Source organism: Microcoleus sp. Pol12B3, assembly GCF_036701355.1.
Taxonomy (GTDB): Bacteria; Cyanobacteriota; Cyanobacteriia; order Cyanobacteriales; family Microcoleaceae; genus Microcoleus.
This window is the reverse complement of the sequence record NZ_JAUBQS010000003.1, coordinates 95,147-111,598: the sequence shown is the minus strand read 5'-3', so window position 1 is coordinate 111,598 and position 16,452 is coordinate 95,147. Positions and strand designations below refer to the sequence as shown.

The window sequence follows — 16,452 nt, the reverse complement described above, 5'->3', positions numbered from 1 at the left end:
TTCCGCGCAGTTGCGGTACTCGTCACGGGTTTGAATTTCGGGTATCATAGAGTCTTAGACTCTTGTTTACCGAGAATCTAAATCAGTGCTAAAAAAGGCTAGATAACTTTAAGTTATTTTTCAAAAAAGTCAGTATGAATCAAGTTAAAAAAACTACAACCAAGCTGAATAGATCGCCTGTGAAAATGTCCGATCGCACTTTGGAACTCGGCAATCTCCCCTTGAGCGACCTGTCTTTAGAAATAACTGATGGCCAAGCTTTGAGGGAATTTAGTTCGGACGATCGTCGCCCGCCGGGAACCCCAACAGCCACAGGCCGGACTGCCGAAACAAGGCGTAGGAGGGCAGATGGTAAGACCTCCTGGGCCCGATCGCCTGTGGTTTCTACTGCTCTTCTCAAGTGGCTGCTAGAGCATTTGACTAGATCGAAAGGTTGGCTGGCAGTTGTCACCCTGGCAGCAGTTTGGGGGTGGTGGAACAGTCAGTTACTGTTTTCCACCGGCTTGGGGATAGCAGCGATGATGCTGGTTTACCGAGGGCAGTCGTGGGACTGGCAATTGCTGCGATCGAAAGGCGAGCAATTTTGGGATGGCCCGAACCGCCGGTTCGTTTTAGCCGTGGGTACGGGCGGCATTGCTACCTTGGGCGCTTACATGAGTTTGGCGATTTGGGCGGACTCCGAGAGCCACTGGATGGCTTTGAGCGTGATTTTGCAGAATTTGGGCACGATCGCAATTGCAGGGCTGTTGCTGCGGCAAGGGTTGAGTCGCAGGGCCGCAAAAGATGAAGTGGCGCTCGATCGCATTCTGGCGGATTTGACTGATGCTGACCCCGTGAAGCGTTTGATTGCAGTGCGACAAATGACCGATTTGGTGAATAAGGGTGGGTTTGGCCCTGTGAGCTCCGTCAAAAGTTCGATCGCCCGTTCCCGCGCTGCCGAGTGCTTTCGCCTGATGCTGAGTCGGGAACCAGAAGCTTTAGTCCGCAATGCCCTTCTCGAAGGTTTGCAGACTTGGGACGCTACTTATGGCATGGCTTTAAAATCCAAAAATCAAGTCATCGACTATTAGCTGACCGTCAAAAGCGTAAAAAGTAATTTTATGAATATTCGGAGCTTTTACGCGCAGGGGAGCCCTAGGGGCGATCGGAGAATTAGACCCGACCAGATTGGGCGCCGGCATTTCATCCTGAACAATTGGGTTGCCGTCAATGTCACAAGCAGATAAAACAGTTCGTCGCGAACTGGTGACAAGTCCCGACACCCAGCGAACTGGATACTTAAAAGTTACTTCTATCAGTCCGCTTTTCGGGGCCCCCATTAACACTGTTGCCGCAGAACCCGTGAAAAATGCTGGGTTTGAAGGTTGGATGGCGACGGCATTGCTAAAAGTCACCCCCCAATGTGCAAACTGGTGTTCTACTACTTCAAAACATTTCAAGTCTTCTAAAGCTACGCGGACGATCGCAGGTACCGTGGCGCGCGATCGCACATCTGAACCTGCGCCTGAGCGTTCTGGAGTGGCGACAAAAGACTTTTTGCCGTTTAAATCCATGCTTCGACAGGCTGTGTCAAACTCTGCCAACCCGTCAGATTGAAGACTTTTCGCATCAACCATAAAACCCTCGCGATCCCTTTTTCTGAGCAGTTGCATTTTAGTAGACCTCCCTGAGATTAGTTGTTTCTTGTGTTTTGGAATTGATAACGGCGAGGCCCGTGATTGCCAAACCTGCAATTAGGAATCGAAACCGCATCGCCCGCCCTCCAACAAAGACTTTCGACCTCAAAAGCCACTGCTCCGCAAAATATCGTGATTAATGATTTGTGATTGGCGAGCGTCGGCAAACCTGCCGCCTGCCTGAAAGCGAGTTCTAATAGTCCTCCTTTCCGAGCGCCTGCTTTCGGGTTTGGCGAACAGACTCTATTTTGGTGAGGGGTCTTACCCATCATTTTGCTATTATCTCCGATCGGCGGTAGTTTGCAAGGGTAAGGATAACTACACAGCCGAATTGCCCAAATCGCAAAACTTACTTGCTGTCTGTAGTTTCACGCTTCACCTGTACTAAAATAGATTTAAATCATTACTCAATCTTTACAAAAACGCCACCAGCTTTGCAAGTTTTTTAAACAAAGACGGGGCGATGGAAAAGAATCTAAAATATAACAGCGATTGAGGTTAGTTTATGCTTGTACCCCTCGGCTTCGGTCAGCGATCGATAGTTACTTCTCTCGGCAGAATGGTTTACTACACTGCTGAAAAAATGCCTTGGATGGGGTTGCCGACCTCAACTTCGGAAAAGCAACCAAACTTAGTATTTTTTCACGGTTTTGGTGGCGGGTCGAGTGCCTATGAATGGTCGAAAGTTTATCCGGCTTTTGCGACAGAATATCGAATTTTAGCACCGGATTTAATCGGTTGGGGGCGATCGGAACATCCGGCAAGAAATTATCAGGTTGAAGATTATATCACAACGTTGATCGAATTTCTAGAAAAAACTTGCGGCAGTCCGACAGAGGTGATTGCTTCTTCGCTGACAGGGGCGATCGCGATTCGAGCTGCGATCGCCCGGCCGGATCTCTTCAAATCCCTAATTTTGACCATACCCAGCGGTTTGTCGGACTTCGGACAAGATTACGGCAGCAGTTTCTTCGCTAAGCTAGTCAACACGCCGATTTTAGATCGCTTGCTCTACAGTACCGGAATCGCCACAGACGGCGGCATCCGTAGCTTCCTAGAACAACGTCAATTTGCCGATTCCCGTCGCGTTTACCAAGAAATTGTTGATGCTTACCTCGCATCTGCTTTGGAACCAAATGCAGAATATGCCGCCCTGTCTTTTGTGCGGGGAGATTTGTGCTTTGATTTGTCACTGTACATCACTCAGCTAACAACACCGACAGCGATTATTTGGGGAGAAAAATCGCAGTTTACCGGACCCGATATCGGCCAGCGGTTGGCAAACCTCAACCCCGAAGCAATCAAAGTTTTTCAACCTCTGGAAAATGTAGGTTTGACTCCGCAGTTAGAAATTCCCGCTGTCACGATTGGCTTAATTCGGCAATATTTAAAGTTGCTTTCAGAAGGGTGAAGAAGTTCGGCAACGGATTTTTTAACGGATGCAAACGGATGTCACGGATAGAGGTTCCAGGTTCGAGGGAAGAAGGAAGATTAATTTCCCACTACCCATAGATGTCAACTTAATCCTAAAGACCGCTGTATCTCTCGTTTATATCCAAATCTAGATCCCCCTAAATCCCCCTTAATAAGAGGGACTTTGACAATAATCTTGTCCCCCCTTTCTTAAGGGGGGCTAGGGGGGATCTAGACTCTGCTATAAGCGAGATTTATCATGAATTTTAGTCTGAATTTGACACCAATGACCACCGACAACAGTCAACAGTCAACTGACAACTGACAACTAATTATTCTTTGACTCGCACGTCGATAACGCTGGCGTTGAAAATGTACTTGTTGCCTTCAAGCTCTAGCGTAGTGCCAATTTTGACTTTCGTATTACCTAAAACCGGACCATTTTCAGTAAGTTGACCTTTTCCCTCTAAGGTAAACATCATATTTTTGCTGAAGGCTTCTTCTTCTCTGGGATCGGGGAGAGCTTTCAGAGTGCCGTTGGGCTGAGGAACTGCTAGGGTTCTGGTGAGAGTTTTGACAGATTTGATGGTAATCTGACCGGAGGGTTGATTGCGGATCACCACATTGATTTTATCGCCTGCTTTGAACAAATTTTCAACGTTTGTTCCTTTGAGACCGATCGCAATTGCATCAATTTCTACAGGTTTGACACTGGTGCCGACTTGGGCGACGGAACCGCCAGAAGTGCCGGGAAAGAAGAAGATTCCGACTGCAACTAGCAGTACGATTAGAGCGGCACCTACGTCTAGGATGCTGAGTTTGCCGAACAGCCGGCCTTGAGAATCCAAAATTTTCATAAATCGCCTATTATACTGATAGCGACAGGAGTATGTTTACAAGCTCAGGACTTACGCAGACATCGATGAAAAACAGATGCTGCTATTGCTGAGCTACCGCTGGCAATTACATACTTTATTGATGCGTAAGTCCTGAAGCTAAAAGATATTACCACAACGATCGCCCAAAATCCGCATGACTGGGGCACTTAACCCAGAAGGCAGTTAACGGCGGTTGATCGGCCTTGGCTGGATCGCCCAAAAGCTGGTGGCGCCGTTCAAAATTGACAAAAAGCTAGAATAGCAACTAAGCAGCCTCAAATTACGTCTGCCTATTTAGTGACTTTTCAAGTTTTTTCTACAATTTTATCTAACTTCTGGCACGTATCACTCATGTTAAAAAGTTTTTGGTTGACTTGCCGGCATACTTGCAGCCGGGGGATTTATCTGTTTCTGTCCCTGATTGTGGCTGCGGGTATCGGGGTGGTTTCCCCGGAACCGACTCAAGCATTTTCTTTGCCTGAACTGATTTTTCGGGGCATTCAAGTTATTCAATTGTCGAATATGTCCGATCGACAAGAGGTGGCTATTGGTCAACAAATTAATCAGCAGTTAACGAACAGCGAGTTTAAGATTGACCGCGATCGGGACACTACAGAATATATCAACCGCATCGGTCAACGACTCGCTCAAGAAAGCACTCGCCCGAATATTCCTTATACTTTTCAAGTCATTGACGACGACACGATTAATGCTTTTGCAACTATGGGCGGTTTTGTTTATGTGAATAAAGGCTTGATGGCAGCGGCGGACAATGAGGCAGAATTGGCAAGTGTGATCGCCCACGAAATCGCTCACATTAATGCTCGCCACGCGGTTAAACAAATGCGTCAAATGGCCATAGCTTCAGGTGTAGCTTCCGCCACAGGGCTCGATCGATCTCAGGCGGTTCAGATTGGGGTGGAACTGGCTTTGCGCCGTCCCCACAGCCGCCAAGCTGAGTATGAAGCCGATCAGTTGGGATTGCAAACTATGGGGCGAGCGGGCTACGCTCAATCTGGGATGGTTGATTTTATGAAAAAGTTGCTGGACAAACCTTCTCCTCCTAGCATTTTGAGCACTCACCCGGCAACTGGCGATCGCATTGCGGCTATTTCACAGGCTATCGATCCGGATCTTGCTAGCGGTGAAGGTTTGAATAATGAGGATTACAGGCTAGAAATCCGCAGACTTTTAGGTTCGTAGCAAATGTAAATCAGTCAGGCACTCTCTTATTTTCTCTTCTTTTTTCTTACTTCGCGATCTTCGCGTCTTCGCGGTTCGTTAAAAAATAAATCCAGTTATTAGGGTAAGTCAGCAGCAAGTTAATTTCGATTTAAGAGATCGGACTTAAGCTGACATACCCTACAAAGAAAACTTGATTTAACACTGCTGTTGAACAACAGAATCGATCGCAGGTTGCGAGGGTGCAATCGGCTGCGGCTTCAATTGCCTGACAACTTCGTCAAACGGCAAAATTCGGACTTGATTGTTAAATACATTTACTTGATAAACTCTGCGGTAGCTGAGGTCAAATCCAGTCAGCCAACCGCTTTTGGGATGATAAGCACCCGTGTCAATATCCAACCACCCTTCGCCCCTGACTAATTCGCCCGGTCTGACCCCATGAAAGGTAAAGGTAATCGTGTGACCGGTGATAATTAATTTATTGGGAAAATAGGGTTTCGACATCGTGTGAAATTCCCTGCGAATCCAACACAGTTGTTCGATCGACTGTTCATCGATCGACAGATGTGGGTCAACGCCGGCGTGAACCAGCCAGATGTCCCCTAAGTCCAAGTGCGTGGGGAGCGATCGCAGCCACTCTAAGTGTTTGTACGGCATCATCCCTGTATCTCTGTAGCTTGCTACTGTCGCATCGCCGCCACTGTAGAGCCAAGATTGCCACGCTCGCATATCCATCGGCGTCCCCGACAAAGCTTCCAGCATCAGTTGTTCGTGGTTGCCCAACAGAGTTTGGTATGGGCTTTGCTGCACAAAATCTAATACCTGAGCGCTTTTGGGGCCGCGATCGATTAAGTCTCCCAAAAAATAGACGCGATCGTTCGAGCTGGGGGCAAGTGCCTCTAGCAGGGTCATTAACCCGTCGTAATGCCCGTGTACGTCCCCGATAACAATGCGCCGGTGCTCCATTGTGTTTATCCGCTTCCCTGACTCAAAAGCCCCATCTCTAGCTTATAGCATCTGATTTTGCTGCTATTTGCCTCCCCTCTTTTACGGTGGAGGGGTGTCACCCATTATACTCCTTTGTATAAATGTCGTGTAAAGCTCGCCAGTGTCTGTTTGCGTAGCTACTGATAGAAACACAGGCAAGCTGTTAATTGTGGTTCTGCAACTGCTGTTAGTGAGTCAAAGCTTTGAGTTATTTCACGCTTTAGGGTGCATCAGCGATTAGACGACGGATTAAGTCGAAAATAATCCTAGCTGACACACCCTAAAAGACGATCGAGCCTTAACGATTGTCACTGAGTCAAAGCTTTGAGGAATGTCTGGAGTTCTGCCAAAAAACCTTTCTTTTTTACAGGTTTGGCAGGTGTGGAGGAGTCAGGATCGGCGCTTGGGAGAGAAGCGGCTAAAATGCGCTCTAAATCGTCTCCGACTGGTTTTTGGGCGGTTTCAGAAATTAGTTCGTATTCGTCGTTGGTTTCCAGCCACACTTGCCACGGTTGAGGGTAGCAGCGGAATAAAGCAGCAGTGTCTAGGGGTCTGATATAGTAGCAAGATTCAATTTTGCTGAGGAATCGATCGCGCAATTGGCGGCCCGCATAGCCTATACCTATGGTGGCAACATCTTCCAGGCGCGGGTTGAGTAGAATTACTGGGCGACCGGCCGCAGCTATGTAAATTTTTTCGACTTGGGCAACTTCTACGGCTGCTGGATTGATCAAAAGGAAAAGTTGATCTTCCGGTGCTATTTTATCTTCAACAGGGGTGCGACTGCTACCCAAATCAGTGACTTTAAACGGTGTTTCTCCCCAGTCGCGGCGCGCGAGGGCTGCCGCACCGGTGTCGGGAAAAAAGACTTTTACTCCGGGGTAGATTTCCTCAAATTCTGGGAGAAATTGTAAGGTGATAGACTGTGCTTGCAGGGCGATTTCTGGAAATACTAATTCGACTTGCAGTAGAGTTTTGCCGTCCGAGAGGGCAGCGGCGGTGGCAATGCGGGATTGGGCGATCGCCTCGTTGAGATCCTTGGGCAGTTCTGTCATTAATCTAATTGTTTTTACTCGACTTCTCTCAATCTAATTTTACTTGAGATATTGCACCATTCTCAATTACCTGTTTAGGAACAGGCAAGATGCCTGTTCCACAAAGAGTGAATTTTCTTGTGGAACGGGCATCTTGCCCGTTCTTAAGAATGGTGCAAGATGTAAGTTTTACCGCCTCAAGCAACAAAAGCTAACACCGACACTGGCGAACCGGAACCTCCCAAAAGAGGCAATATTCCGATAACTAAAGTGATGTCAGCCGCAGGTAACAAGTCTAGATTTGCTAGATTTTCCAGCACTATTCGCTGCTTTTCCAATACCAATTTGTTAACCGCAAAACTTTCATCTCGCCCGGTATCGACTCCGTGGGTGTCGGTTCCTATTCCGGCGATTGATCGTTCTTCTAGCAAAAATTGAGTTGCTGCTTTGCCAAATCCGGGAAAATGGCAAATCCCGCGTTCGTCTCGGTTGAAAAATGCTTTCTCGTCATTCCATTTTTCTTGCCAGCCAGTATACAATAAAACTAGATTTCCCGGTTCTATAAGTTTGTGCTGCCGTTCCCAAGTCAATATATCATCAATTGTTAAAGTGTAGTCGGGATTGGCAAGACTTTGCTCTCGGATGTCGATCGTAATTGCAGGGGAAACTAGCGACTGCGGGGAATAACTATCAATGCTGGCGCCTGCTGCATAAAAGCTATTGGGTGCGTTGATGTGAGTTGCGCTGTGTTCGCCCATCGAGAATTTTCGCAGGAAATACCCGTCTGTTTCTATTTGAGCTACTGGGGCAATTTCTGTCGCTGGATCTCCGGGCCAGATGGGAATGTTGGGATGAATTACATGGGTTAAGTCTATAATGTGGCTGTAGGCAATCGTTTTTAAGTTATGTGAGTTGAAGTTGTTTGTCATCAGGTTAAATATACCTATTATTTATTAAATACAGTTAAGTTTTTGACATTCTGCGCTCTCAATATAAAATCTCAAATCTAAAATTCGATTAGTCGATCGAGCGTTGCTTCCATAACATCCTTTGTTTGTCCGGAAACAGTATACACCAAAGCTTCTCGGTAAACTCTCCCGGCGGGGTGTAGCACACCGTTAGCAGCACCGCTAGAAACTGCAACCGCCGCGTGCCCGCAACGCACCGCTAAATCAATGGCTTGAGCTCGCAGCCCTAATTGTTCTGCTTTCGAGCTATGTTGAGATTGTGGGAAATTCTGTTTTAGCCGATCGAGCTTTTGCTCTAATTTTTGGGAAGCCGCCGCTATCAAAGGTGAATTCTTAACAGCAGCCGCTGCTGCAATTACATCCAATCCCGCTCGAATACAGCCAAAAGTACCCGGAACAAAATTCAGTATATTTTTGCTGTCGTTTTCCGAAATCCAGCCGACAGGTTTAACTGAAATTATTTCCGATTCATGCAGCAACCAATTATCGAGAGTGGCTGTCACAGTATTAGTCGAACTCATGGCGATTAACTGCATGATTTCGCTAAAAGCTATTTTCCCCGATTCGCGTTCAATATTGGCAAAAGGCACTAAACCGAACACAGAGCGTTCGTCAGGAAGTACCGCCGCTACAATAAACTTTTGAAACAAGCCAAAACCTGTTACCCAAGGAACTTTTCCTGACAGTAAATACCCCGATTTTGTGGGAGTTGCGGTGACTGCCGGATTGCCCGATCGCCTCAAATGCGAAAACCCAATACCCAAGCGTAGCTCTTTTTGGGCAATCGCGGGCAAGTATCTTCTTTTTAGCATTTGATTGTCGCTGTTGGCAAGCATCGCAGTTGCGCTGTGGTGCTGAGTTTGCAGGAAAGACAATGCGCCGGAATATCGAGCCGTCAATTCCTGGTATTGGTAAAAAATCTCCGGTGCAATTTCGGCACCGCCCCATTTTTGGGGAACTCGCAATGCTAAGAGCGATCGATTTTCTAATCCAGCAACTGCTGTTTTCAGCGCTTTCGAGTCGCTGTCGATAATTTCCGCCTGGGGTGCAACGCACTTTTGTAGGTAAGTTTCTGTGCTGTTGAGAATTTCTTGGGAATCCATTCTTTATAATTATTTTATAGTAAGTTTTACCTTATTTAGAAAAGTTTGATTTCCCACTCATAGGGAACTATAAAAACCCAGTGACTGCGATTTTTGCGACAAGTCACGAAAAATCTACGAAGCCACCGGATTTATGAGGTAATTTTATAGTAATTTTTATTCACACTTGTGTGGGGCAGAAATTGAATTTCGCGCCCCAACTAATTTATTTCCAGACTTTCCAAGGAGCCTTCCCTTCATCCCAAAGCTCATTTAAATACTTGTATTCTCGAAAAGTATCCATCGCAAAGAAGAACCCATCATGACGGTAAGCCATCAACTGTCCGTCTGCAGCCAAACGCTGCATCGGCTCTTGTTCTAAAATACAATCATCTTCCCCTAAATACTCAAATACCCGGCGGTTAAATATCATATATCCAACACTAATCCAGCCGTCGATTTGAGGTTTTTCAGAAAATTGAACTACTCGGCTATCGCTGTCTACATCCAAAATTCCAAAGCGAGAAATCGGACGAAATGTGGTGACAGTTGCCAGCTTACCATGAGACTTGTGGAAATCGACTAAAGCCTCAATATTGACATCAGCTACTCCGTCGCCATATGTCACCATGAAATTCTCGCGATCGATATATTTTTCGATCCGTTTTACCCGCCCTCCTGTCATGCTTGCGGCGCCAGTTTCAGCTAGTGTAACTTTAAAATCTTGTTCGAGGTGTTCCTCGTGATAAGTGATGGTATTTTGGCGTCCCAGACAGATAGTAAAGTCATTGTTCATGGCTTCATAATTGAGGAAATATTCTTTAATCATGTTGCCTCGATAGCCCAAGCACACAATAAAGTTTTGGAAACCGAAGTGTGCATAGATCTTCATGATGTGCCAAATAATCGGATGCCCCCCCACCTCAACTAAGGGTTTGGGACGAAACTCTGTTTCTTCTCTGAGACGAGTACCGAGACCGCCTGCTAGGATAACTACTTGCATTTTTTCACATTTTTAAAGATAATAAAGTAACTTATCATCAATCATCAGGATTTTTTTCAAAGAATTATTAACATTTTCTCATAGTGAGTGAAGCTTTGTAAACCGCAGAAATCACGAACTATTATAAATAATTTTAGGGTGCGCGCGACCGCAGCGTGTATTTGAATGCTGCGCGCAATTTCTAACTAGCAGTAGGGTGGGTACTGCGAACCGTATATTTGAATACAGCGCATTTTCTAACTTACTAAGAGTCGATTAAGACATAGACAAAAAAACAGCAAGTACCTATACTAAATATAAGAAATAGATTCAACAGCAATGAAAAATCAACTCGATCGCCTAAAAAACTTTTTAGGTATCCTCTGTGCGATCGCCTCAATAATTATATTATTCCAATCGGCAATACCTGGTGTTTACGCCACGGTTGTTGCACCGGAAGGCTCAACTATAGCACCAACCACCCTAGCTTTTGTTCCGAACATACCGGGCGGCGGATTAGAATTTCACGAATCAGCAGGAGGGCACACTTTAGAGAGACACGTTGGTAAAACAGAAGCACAACTAGCACAGCGACTCGCAAGCGAAACAAGAATTTCTGCAGCATCTTCTTTTACCGATCGTTCTGTCGCCGAAGCGGCTATTGCAGAAGCAATGAACAGAAATCAAAGTGCGATCGACTCCTGGGTGAAAAGTCGAGGCAATCGTTATACGATCGACTACAATGCCAACAGAATCATTGGCATTACTCTGCGTCGCCGAGCATCCAAAGCAACTTCGACAACTAGCCTGAGAATCGTCCTCCAGCGCAGCGCCAAATTACCTCCCGGATACTTTATTCTCACAGCTTATCCCCAATGATCGATCAATTTCCTCATTTAACCCAATTTTTCAGTTCCTACTTTCACCAAGACTGGCCTTTAGAAGCTGACACTCCCAGTGATGTAGTGAACAACTACCGCAGCAGCGAACCACCCGAAAGTGTTGAAGCTGCATCGCAAGAACTCAGCCAATTGCTAGAAATGCCGATCGCCCCAGCCGATTTAGAAGCATTCATCCTCGATGAATTAGGGTGTTACTACGACCCCCAATCCGAAAATCAAACAGTCCGAGGGTGGTTGGAATCGGTGCAAAAATCTTTGAATAATCCCAGTTAAAATATATATATTTGTAAGAACACGGCTATATATTTATAAGGACACGGCCGTGCCGTGTCCCTACAACTTGTCCCCAATTCAATAGGATAGCTAGCTCACTTACTAACCGTCAATAAGTAGCCTTCGTGGACGTTGAAATTAGGGATAACATAAGCCAAGCTGCCGCTACCTACCGAAAAACTTTCTTCTTTAACGGTGACAAGCTGTGGCACTGCTCCTTCTTGATTGTTGGGAATTTTCTCTAATTTTAGAGTTATTTTTTGACCTCTTTGAATACCAAGCTGCTCCAAATTTCCGAGGCTTAATGTTACCGTTGTTGCTGAGGAAAAATTGGGATCGAAATAACCTAAAAGTATCTGTGCTTTACCTTCCGAATTTGATTTGCTGGCTAAAGCGACAAGGCGATTGTTATTTGACCAGCTCCGCACCCGCGAATTAACTCCCTCAGCATAAGCTTTGTATGTCCACCAAGCTGCTCTCGGTTCAAAATTATTAGGCGTGACCATCCCACTCAGCGTATTGTTGAAGCAATTGCTAACTTTATTTGGCCCTTTGCTCTCCCAACAAGCTCTGCAAGCACCGTCAGCTTTTGCATACTCTAAGTTATACAAATAACCTAAGATTTCTCCCGGCTGGTACTGCGCTAAGTTCCCCACAATTTCATTGACGTAAATTTTTTGCAATTTCAGTTCCTTGTAAGAGGGACTTTGCTGAAAATTGCGTTTAGCCTCAATTACGTGATCGTCAACAAATAAAATCATCGTGTCGTTAAGTTCGTGCCATGAGAGGAAGTTTACTTCAAGTTTGTTAGCCTTGCAGTAATCCAAAAAAGCGGCGAGATATTCTTTGCTGTAGCGGCCGAGGCTCGGCCCGCCAATCATCGCTGACGGTCCCAATTCTTCCCGCAAGATTTTGTAAGCTCTTTTGTAAGTTTCAAAGAATTGTTCTCTGCTTCCCTTCCAAAATGGATCTTTCAAATCTGGTTCATTCCATACATCCCAAATAATTTTTTTGCCTTTATTTTGCTGGGCTAACTGTCGGATGAATGCTTCCCACGCGGGGTAATTTTGATATGGCCAGCCATTGGGATTGCTACCGTAGCCCCACAAGTCGCTAACTACTAACTGAAACTCGGCTCCGCTGGCGATTACTCGATCGTAAATATCGAGTCTCCCGGCCCGCCAAAGTTTGGGCTGTAAGGGTTTTATCGAGCTATCCGGCGGTTTGGCAGTGTCTATTCCGTGCAGGATGCCACTCATGGAAATTGTACCGGTGGCAGGCTGTCCAAAATCTACTGTCACGTTCGATCGCAGTTGGGCGATCGCTTTTGCCTGTCCCAAATAGGCTATTAACAGAACAGTGACAATAGCTAAACCAATTGGCAGCAGTCTATGAATACGTGGGAAATTGAATTTAAGTTGCATATTTTTCTTTGGTTGGTGTTTGGTGGCATGGGCATCTTGCCCGTTCCTGAGAATGCTGCTAGAACTCAGTTTTAACGAACAGATGACAACACTTCAAAACTCTGTATTGATTCTATCACTTGTTGCCAGGAGCTGGAGTTAATCAGCTCGTTGGTATCGAACGGAACTGCTTTTTCCGCAGCGAAAATACCAAAATTTTTCACCCAATCAAAGATAGTTTCTGTGGTAAAATAAGGTGTGCAAGCCCAAGCAGATTGCAAATTATTCACCATCTCGTACATATCTCCCCGCTCGTAAGCCTCCCAAGCTTTCCACACTAAATAATAGTATTTCAGCAGGCTATCAACTTGCTGTACCTGCTTTTGGAGTTTCGGACTTATAGAGAAACTGTCGCTCTCATCACTTACAAATGCCTGTTCAATTATTTCTCCATATTCCCGAAGCATTCGTTCTTCTTTGAATAGTTCTTGAGCTCGCGCTTTGCAAGCTTGTCCTGCAAGCCTGCGCGCTTCGGGATTTTCGGCCCATATTTCGACCGTTTCTATTAACTCTTTTACTGTTCCTGCTGGATCGATTGTAGGATCGGGCAGTAGCTTTCCCGTGTCTCCCAATTCTTCGGGAATACCGCTGACTGCTGTGGCAATTACGGGCAATCCTTTCGCCATTGCTTCCATAATCGCTAGTGGCATTCCCTCAGCTTCGGAAGATAAAATAAAGATATCACTGGCGTCTAGCCAATCGGCAATATCCCAGCGCTGTCCTAAGAATTTAACCTGTTCTTCTACTCCCAATTGGCTCACAGTTGCTCTTAATTCAGGTTCCAGATTGTCGTGAGTAGTAGACCCAGGCCCGGCCCAAACAAAGTAAATTTGGGACCAAATTGGACGATTTTTCAATTGGGCGATCGCCTGCAATTGATACTGATATCCTTTAATTGGAGTCAATCTCGCCGCCGTAAAAAAAACAACAGCATTTTCGGGGATTCCTTGTTCTTGACGCAGGCGTGGGCGAGTGGAAAGATTCGGAGGCTCAAAATAACTATTTGGTCTGCCATAATAGATTACTTTTCCCCGTTCTAAACGCACTTTAAATAGACTTTGGAACAAGTTTAAATTCTCGTGGGAAACAGCTACTGCTGCTTTGGCTACCATGTACTGGTAGGCAACTGCATCGAAATAGGGAATTTGATCGCCGCGATCGAAAGTTTCATAATTGCGATTGATATAACCCAAACTGATTATGTACGGTATATTTTGCTCGATCGCAACTTGTTTTGCGGCAAAGTTAGCCATCGGCCACCCGTCACTAAATATAATTAAATCCGGTCGAGCCTGGGCGTAAATCTTTTGAGCGTCATCTAAATTGTAAGCTATTCGCAAAAACTCTTTCATCGTGTCGAACTCTAGCCAAATATGTTCGATACCTAGCTGTTTTTGTTCGGTAATTAAAGGGTTAGAAGCTTGACTTTGAACGCTGGTAACTCGGTAGCCATCCGCAGCTAATTTACACATCAGCGAGTGGTTGAACTGAGCCAATCCGCCGACTCCTGAATCTTCTGTGTACAAGAGTACGTGCTGTCTTGGCTGCCGAGAAGTCGAACTGGGAGCCGATTGAAACTGATAAGGATTGTTCGCTGCGATCGCCACTATGTCTTGCCATTCCTGTAAATTGGTTAAAGCATAGGCATCAAAGTGGTAGCCGTACTGTTCCGAAACTCCCTTAAAAGTTTCCAACCAATTAAAAACAGTTTCAGTACCTGTCAGATTAGTGTAATGCAGAGATTTTTCCAGACATTCGACCATTTCTGCCAAATATCCGTCGCGATACATCCGCCATGCTATCCATACGAAACACTTGTAACGTTCCGCGCGTTTCAAGTCGCGGATGTGCTGAGGTAAATCTGGCCGAGCAAAAAATTTCTCCATCAAAATTTCCGTATTTTTCATTAATTTGGAGCCGTTAGACATGATATTGCTGTCGTGCTGACGATAGCAGGTTAATATCTCTTTTAACCAAACTGACTTGCAGCCTTTTAAAGCTAAACGTAGCACAAAATCTAAATCTTCGGTTGGCGGCAAGCGATGATCGAAACCGCCCAAGCGTTCCCACCACTCTCGCCGCAGCATCATGGCGCTGGGACGCACTGATTTGTACAAAACAAAACTTTCTAAATCTAATTTTGGTGCTCCTTCCCAAGGCTTTACTCCATAGATGCCTTTCTCGTTTTTGTCAACAATAACCCAACCTGTTTGCACCATATCTAATGTGGGATCAGCGTCAAAGCAAGTTACTTGTTTTTCTAGTTTTTCTGGTAAGAAGAAGTCGTCAGCATCGAGAAAAGCTAAAAATTCCCCTTTTGCTAACTTACAAGCATGATTTCGAGCAATTGCTGCTCCTTGGTTATCTTGATAGATGTATTGAATTAAATCGAGGTAAGGTGCTAAAACTTGGCGCGTGTTGTCAGTTGAACCGTCGTCTACGACGATAATTTCCCAGTTTTCATAAGTCTGGCTGAGAACACTCTCTATGGCTCTGACAATGTAGCGCTCGCAGTTGTAAGCCGGGATAATGACACTGACGCGCACTTTTTTGGGAGGAATGATACTACCCATTAACTGTTTCCATTCGGGTATTTTTCTGAGAGCCATGCCATCAATTGGGCAGCCGTAGGTGTTAGAAATTCCGATAAGGCGCTTTACCCAATCTATTATAGTTAGTGTCAGCGAGGACGGGGTATAATCTAAAGATTTTTGCAAATACTCAGTCATTTCTGCCGGATAGCCGCTGTAGTAAAGTTGCCACGCCATCCATGTCAGAGCTTCATACAACGCCTGCTTTTCTAATTGGCGGATGTCCTCTGGCAAGTCGGCTCTACTGAAGAAATTTTGCTTTAATTTAATACAAAGGTTTGCCTGTTTTAGCGCTCTCTGGATGGACACATTTTGCCCGTGCTGGCGGTAGCATACTGTCACTTCAGGCAACCAAGCAGCTTCGCAGCCAGATAGTGCTAAACGCAAGATTAAGTCGGCATCATCTACTGAATCATATTGAGAATCAAAGCCACCGACTCGTTCCAGCCACTGCCGCGAAAACATCATCGCACTGGGAAGTAGTGGCAGATAAACAATCCAGGTTTTTAAGTCTAGCTGAGGCAAATATTCCCAGGGTTTGACATCGAAAATACTTTCGCCTTGCTCTTTAATCATTCGCCAGCCACTATTAACAATTCCTAATGATGGCTGAGCGTCAAATAACGCAACTTGTCCAGCTAACTTATCTGACAATAAAAAGTCATCTTGATCTAAAAAAGCAATTAATTCACATCGGGATTCCTGAATTCCTCGGTTGCGGGCGGCAGCTACTCCTTGGTTTTCCTGATAAACATAGCGAATTTTTTCAACATAAGGCTGCAATGCTTGGCGGGTGTCGTCGGTTGAACCGTCGTCTACGACGATAATTTCCCAGTTTTTATAGGTTTGGCTGATGACGCTTTTTACCGCTTGCGCGATGTAGCGAGATCCATTATATGCTGGAATAATTACACTTACTCGCGGTGTCGGATTTGCCATTGACATGAGTTTTATCGGTGATAAGGAAGGGTTCGGTAACTGATTCGGAAACGGAGGTAACGGAGGTAACGGAGGTAAG

14 protein-coding genes are annotated in these 16,452 nt (G+C 45.5%); 5 read left to right on the top strand and 9 right to left on the bottom strand.

Annotated features, from left to right (window positions below):
* Positions 1 to 134: 134 nt before the first annotated feature.
* Complete coding sequence (locus tag QUA53_RS02455) at positions 135 to 1,070, top strand: hypothetical protein (protein ID WP_333094893.1); 936 nt, start codon at positions 135 to 137, stop codon at positions 1,068 to 1,070.
* On the opposite strand, the gene QUA53_RS02450 is transcribed toward QUA53_RS02455, so the two are convergent.
* The gene (locus tag QUA53_RS02450; RefSeq protein WP_333094894.1) at positions 1,038 to 1,652 is read right to left on the bottom strand and encodes a hypothetical protein; all 615 of its coding nucleotides are present in this window, start codon (positions 1,650 to 1,652) and stop codon (positions 1,038 to 1,040) included. The two genes, QUA53_RS02455 and QUA53_RS02450, sit on opposite strands and share 33 nt — an antisense overlap.
* Before the next feature lie 529 nt (positions 1,653 to 2,181).
* Here QUA53_RS02450 and QUA53_RS02445 point away from each other — a divergent pair.
* Positions 2,182 to 3,087, top strand: coding sequence for an alpha/beta hydrolase (locus tag QUA53_RS02445; protein ID WP_333066981.1), 906 nt, complete (start codon positions 2,182 to 2,184; stop codon positions 3,085 to 3,087).
* A gap of 334 nt (positions 3,088 to 3,421) precedes the next feature.
* On the opposite strand, the gene QUA53_RS02440 is transcribed toward QUA53_RS02445, so the two are convergent.
* Positions 3,422 to 3,946 (bottom strand): DUF4330 domain-containing protein, encoded by a 525-nt coding sequence (locus tag QUA53_RS02440; RefSeq protein WP_333094895.1) that lies wholly within the window; start codon positions 3,944 to 3,946, stop codon positions 3,422 to 3,424.
* 372 nt (positions 3,947 to 4,318) lie between these two features.
* Between QUA53_RS02440 and QUA53_RS02435 the strand changes: the two genes are divergently transcribed.
* Positions 4,319 to 5,170, top strand: coding sequence for a M48 family metallopeptidase (locus QUA53_RS02435; RefSeq protein WP_333094896.1), 852 nt, complete (start codon positions 4,319 to 4,321; stop codon positions 5,168 to 5,170).
* 177 nt (positions 5,171 to 5,347) lie between these two features.
* On the opposite strand, the gene QUA53_RS02430 is transcribed toward QUA53_RS02435, so the two are convergent.
* The 5 genes from QUA53_RS02430 to rfbF all read right to left on the bottom strand — a co-directional run bounded on the left by QUA53_RS02430 (position 5,348) and on the right by rfbF (position 10,226).
* A complete protein-coding gene (locus QUA53_RS02430; RefSeq protein WP_333094898.1) occupies positions 5,348 to 6,118 on the bottom strand; it encodes a metallophosphoesterase family protein in 771 nt (256 codons plus the stop codon).
* Between the two features lie 329 nt (positions 6,119 to 6,447).
* Positions 6,448 to 7,194 (bottom strand): DUF1995 family protein, encoded by a 747-nt coding sequence (locus QUA53_RS02425; RefSeq protein WP_333094900.1) that lies wholly within the window; start codon positions 7,192 to 7,194, stop codon positions 6,448 to 6,450.
* A 176-nt stretch (positions 7,195 to 7,370) separates the two neighbouring features.
* A complete protein-coding gene (locus QUA53_RS02420; protein ID WP_333094901.1) occupies positions 7,371 to 8,102 on the bottom strand; it encodes a cyclase family protein in 732 nt (243 codons plus the stop codon).
* 77 nt (positions 8,103 to 8,179) lie between these two features.
* A complete protein-coding gene (locus QUA53_RS02415; protein WP_333094902.1) occupies positions 8,180 to 9,244 on the bottom strand; it encodes an acyl-CoA dehydrogenase family protein in 1,065 nt (354 codons plus the stop codon).
* A gap of 205 nt (positions 9,245 to 9,449) precedes the next feature.
* The gene (rfbF, locus tag QUA53_RS02410; protein ID WP_333094903.1) at positions 9,450 to 10,226 is read right to left on the bottom strand and encodes a glucose-1-phosphate cytidylyltransferase; all 777 of its coding nucleotides are present in this window, start codon (positions 10,224 to 10,226) and stop codon (positions 9,450 to 9,452) included.
* 318 nt (positions 10,227 to 10,544) lie between these two features.
* Between rfbF and QUA53_RS02405 the strand changes: the two genes are divergently transcribed.
* Both QUA53_RS02405 and QUA53_RS02400 read left to right on the top strand, forming a co-directional pair.
* Positions 10,545 to 11,084, top strand: coding sequence for an RNase A-like domain-containing protein (locus QUA53_RS02405; RefSeq protein ID WP_333094905.1), 540 nt, complete (start codon positions 10,545 to 10,547; stop codon positions 11,082 to 11,084).
* Positions 11,081 to 11,380 (top strand): contact-dependent growth inhibition system immunity protein, encoded by a 300-nt coding sequence (locus tag QUA53_RS02400; RefSeq protein ID WP_333094907.1) that lies wholly within the window; start codon positions 11,081 to 11,083, stop codon positions 11,378 to 11,380. The genes QUA53_RS02405 and QUA53_RS02400 overlap by 4 nt, the downstream gene beginning before the upstream one ends.
* Positions 11,381 to 11,475: 95 nt before the next feature.
* Here QUA53_RS02400 and QUA53_RS02395 read toward each other — a convergent pair whose 3' ends face one another.
* Together QUA53_RS02395 and QUA53_RS02390 are read right to left on the bottom strand one after the other, a co-directional pair.
* Positions 11,476 to 12,804: a GH39 family glycosyl hydrolase gene (locus tag QUA53_RS02395; RefSeq protein WP_333094908.1), complete on the bottom strand. Its 1,329-nt coding sequence runs from the start codon at positions 12,802 to 12,804 to the stop codon at positions 11,476 to 11,478.
* A gap of 71 nt (positions 12,805 to 12,875) precedes the next feature.
* Complete coding sequence (locus QUA53_RS02390) at positions 12,876 to 16,373, bottom strand: glycosyltransferase (RefSeq protein WP_333248653.1); 3,498 nt, start codon at positions 16,371 to 16,373, stop codon at positions 12,876 to 12,878.
* Positions 16,374 to 16,452: the final 79 nt, after the last annotated feature.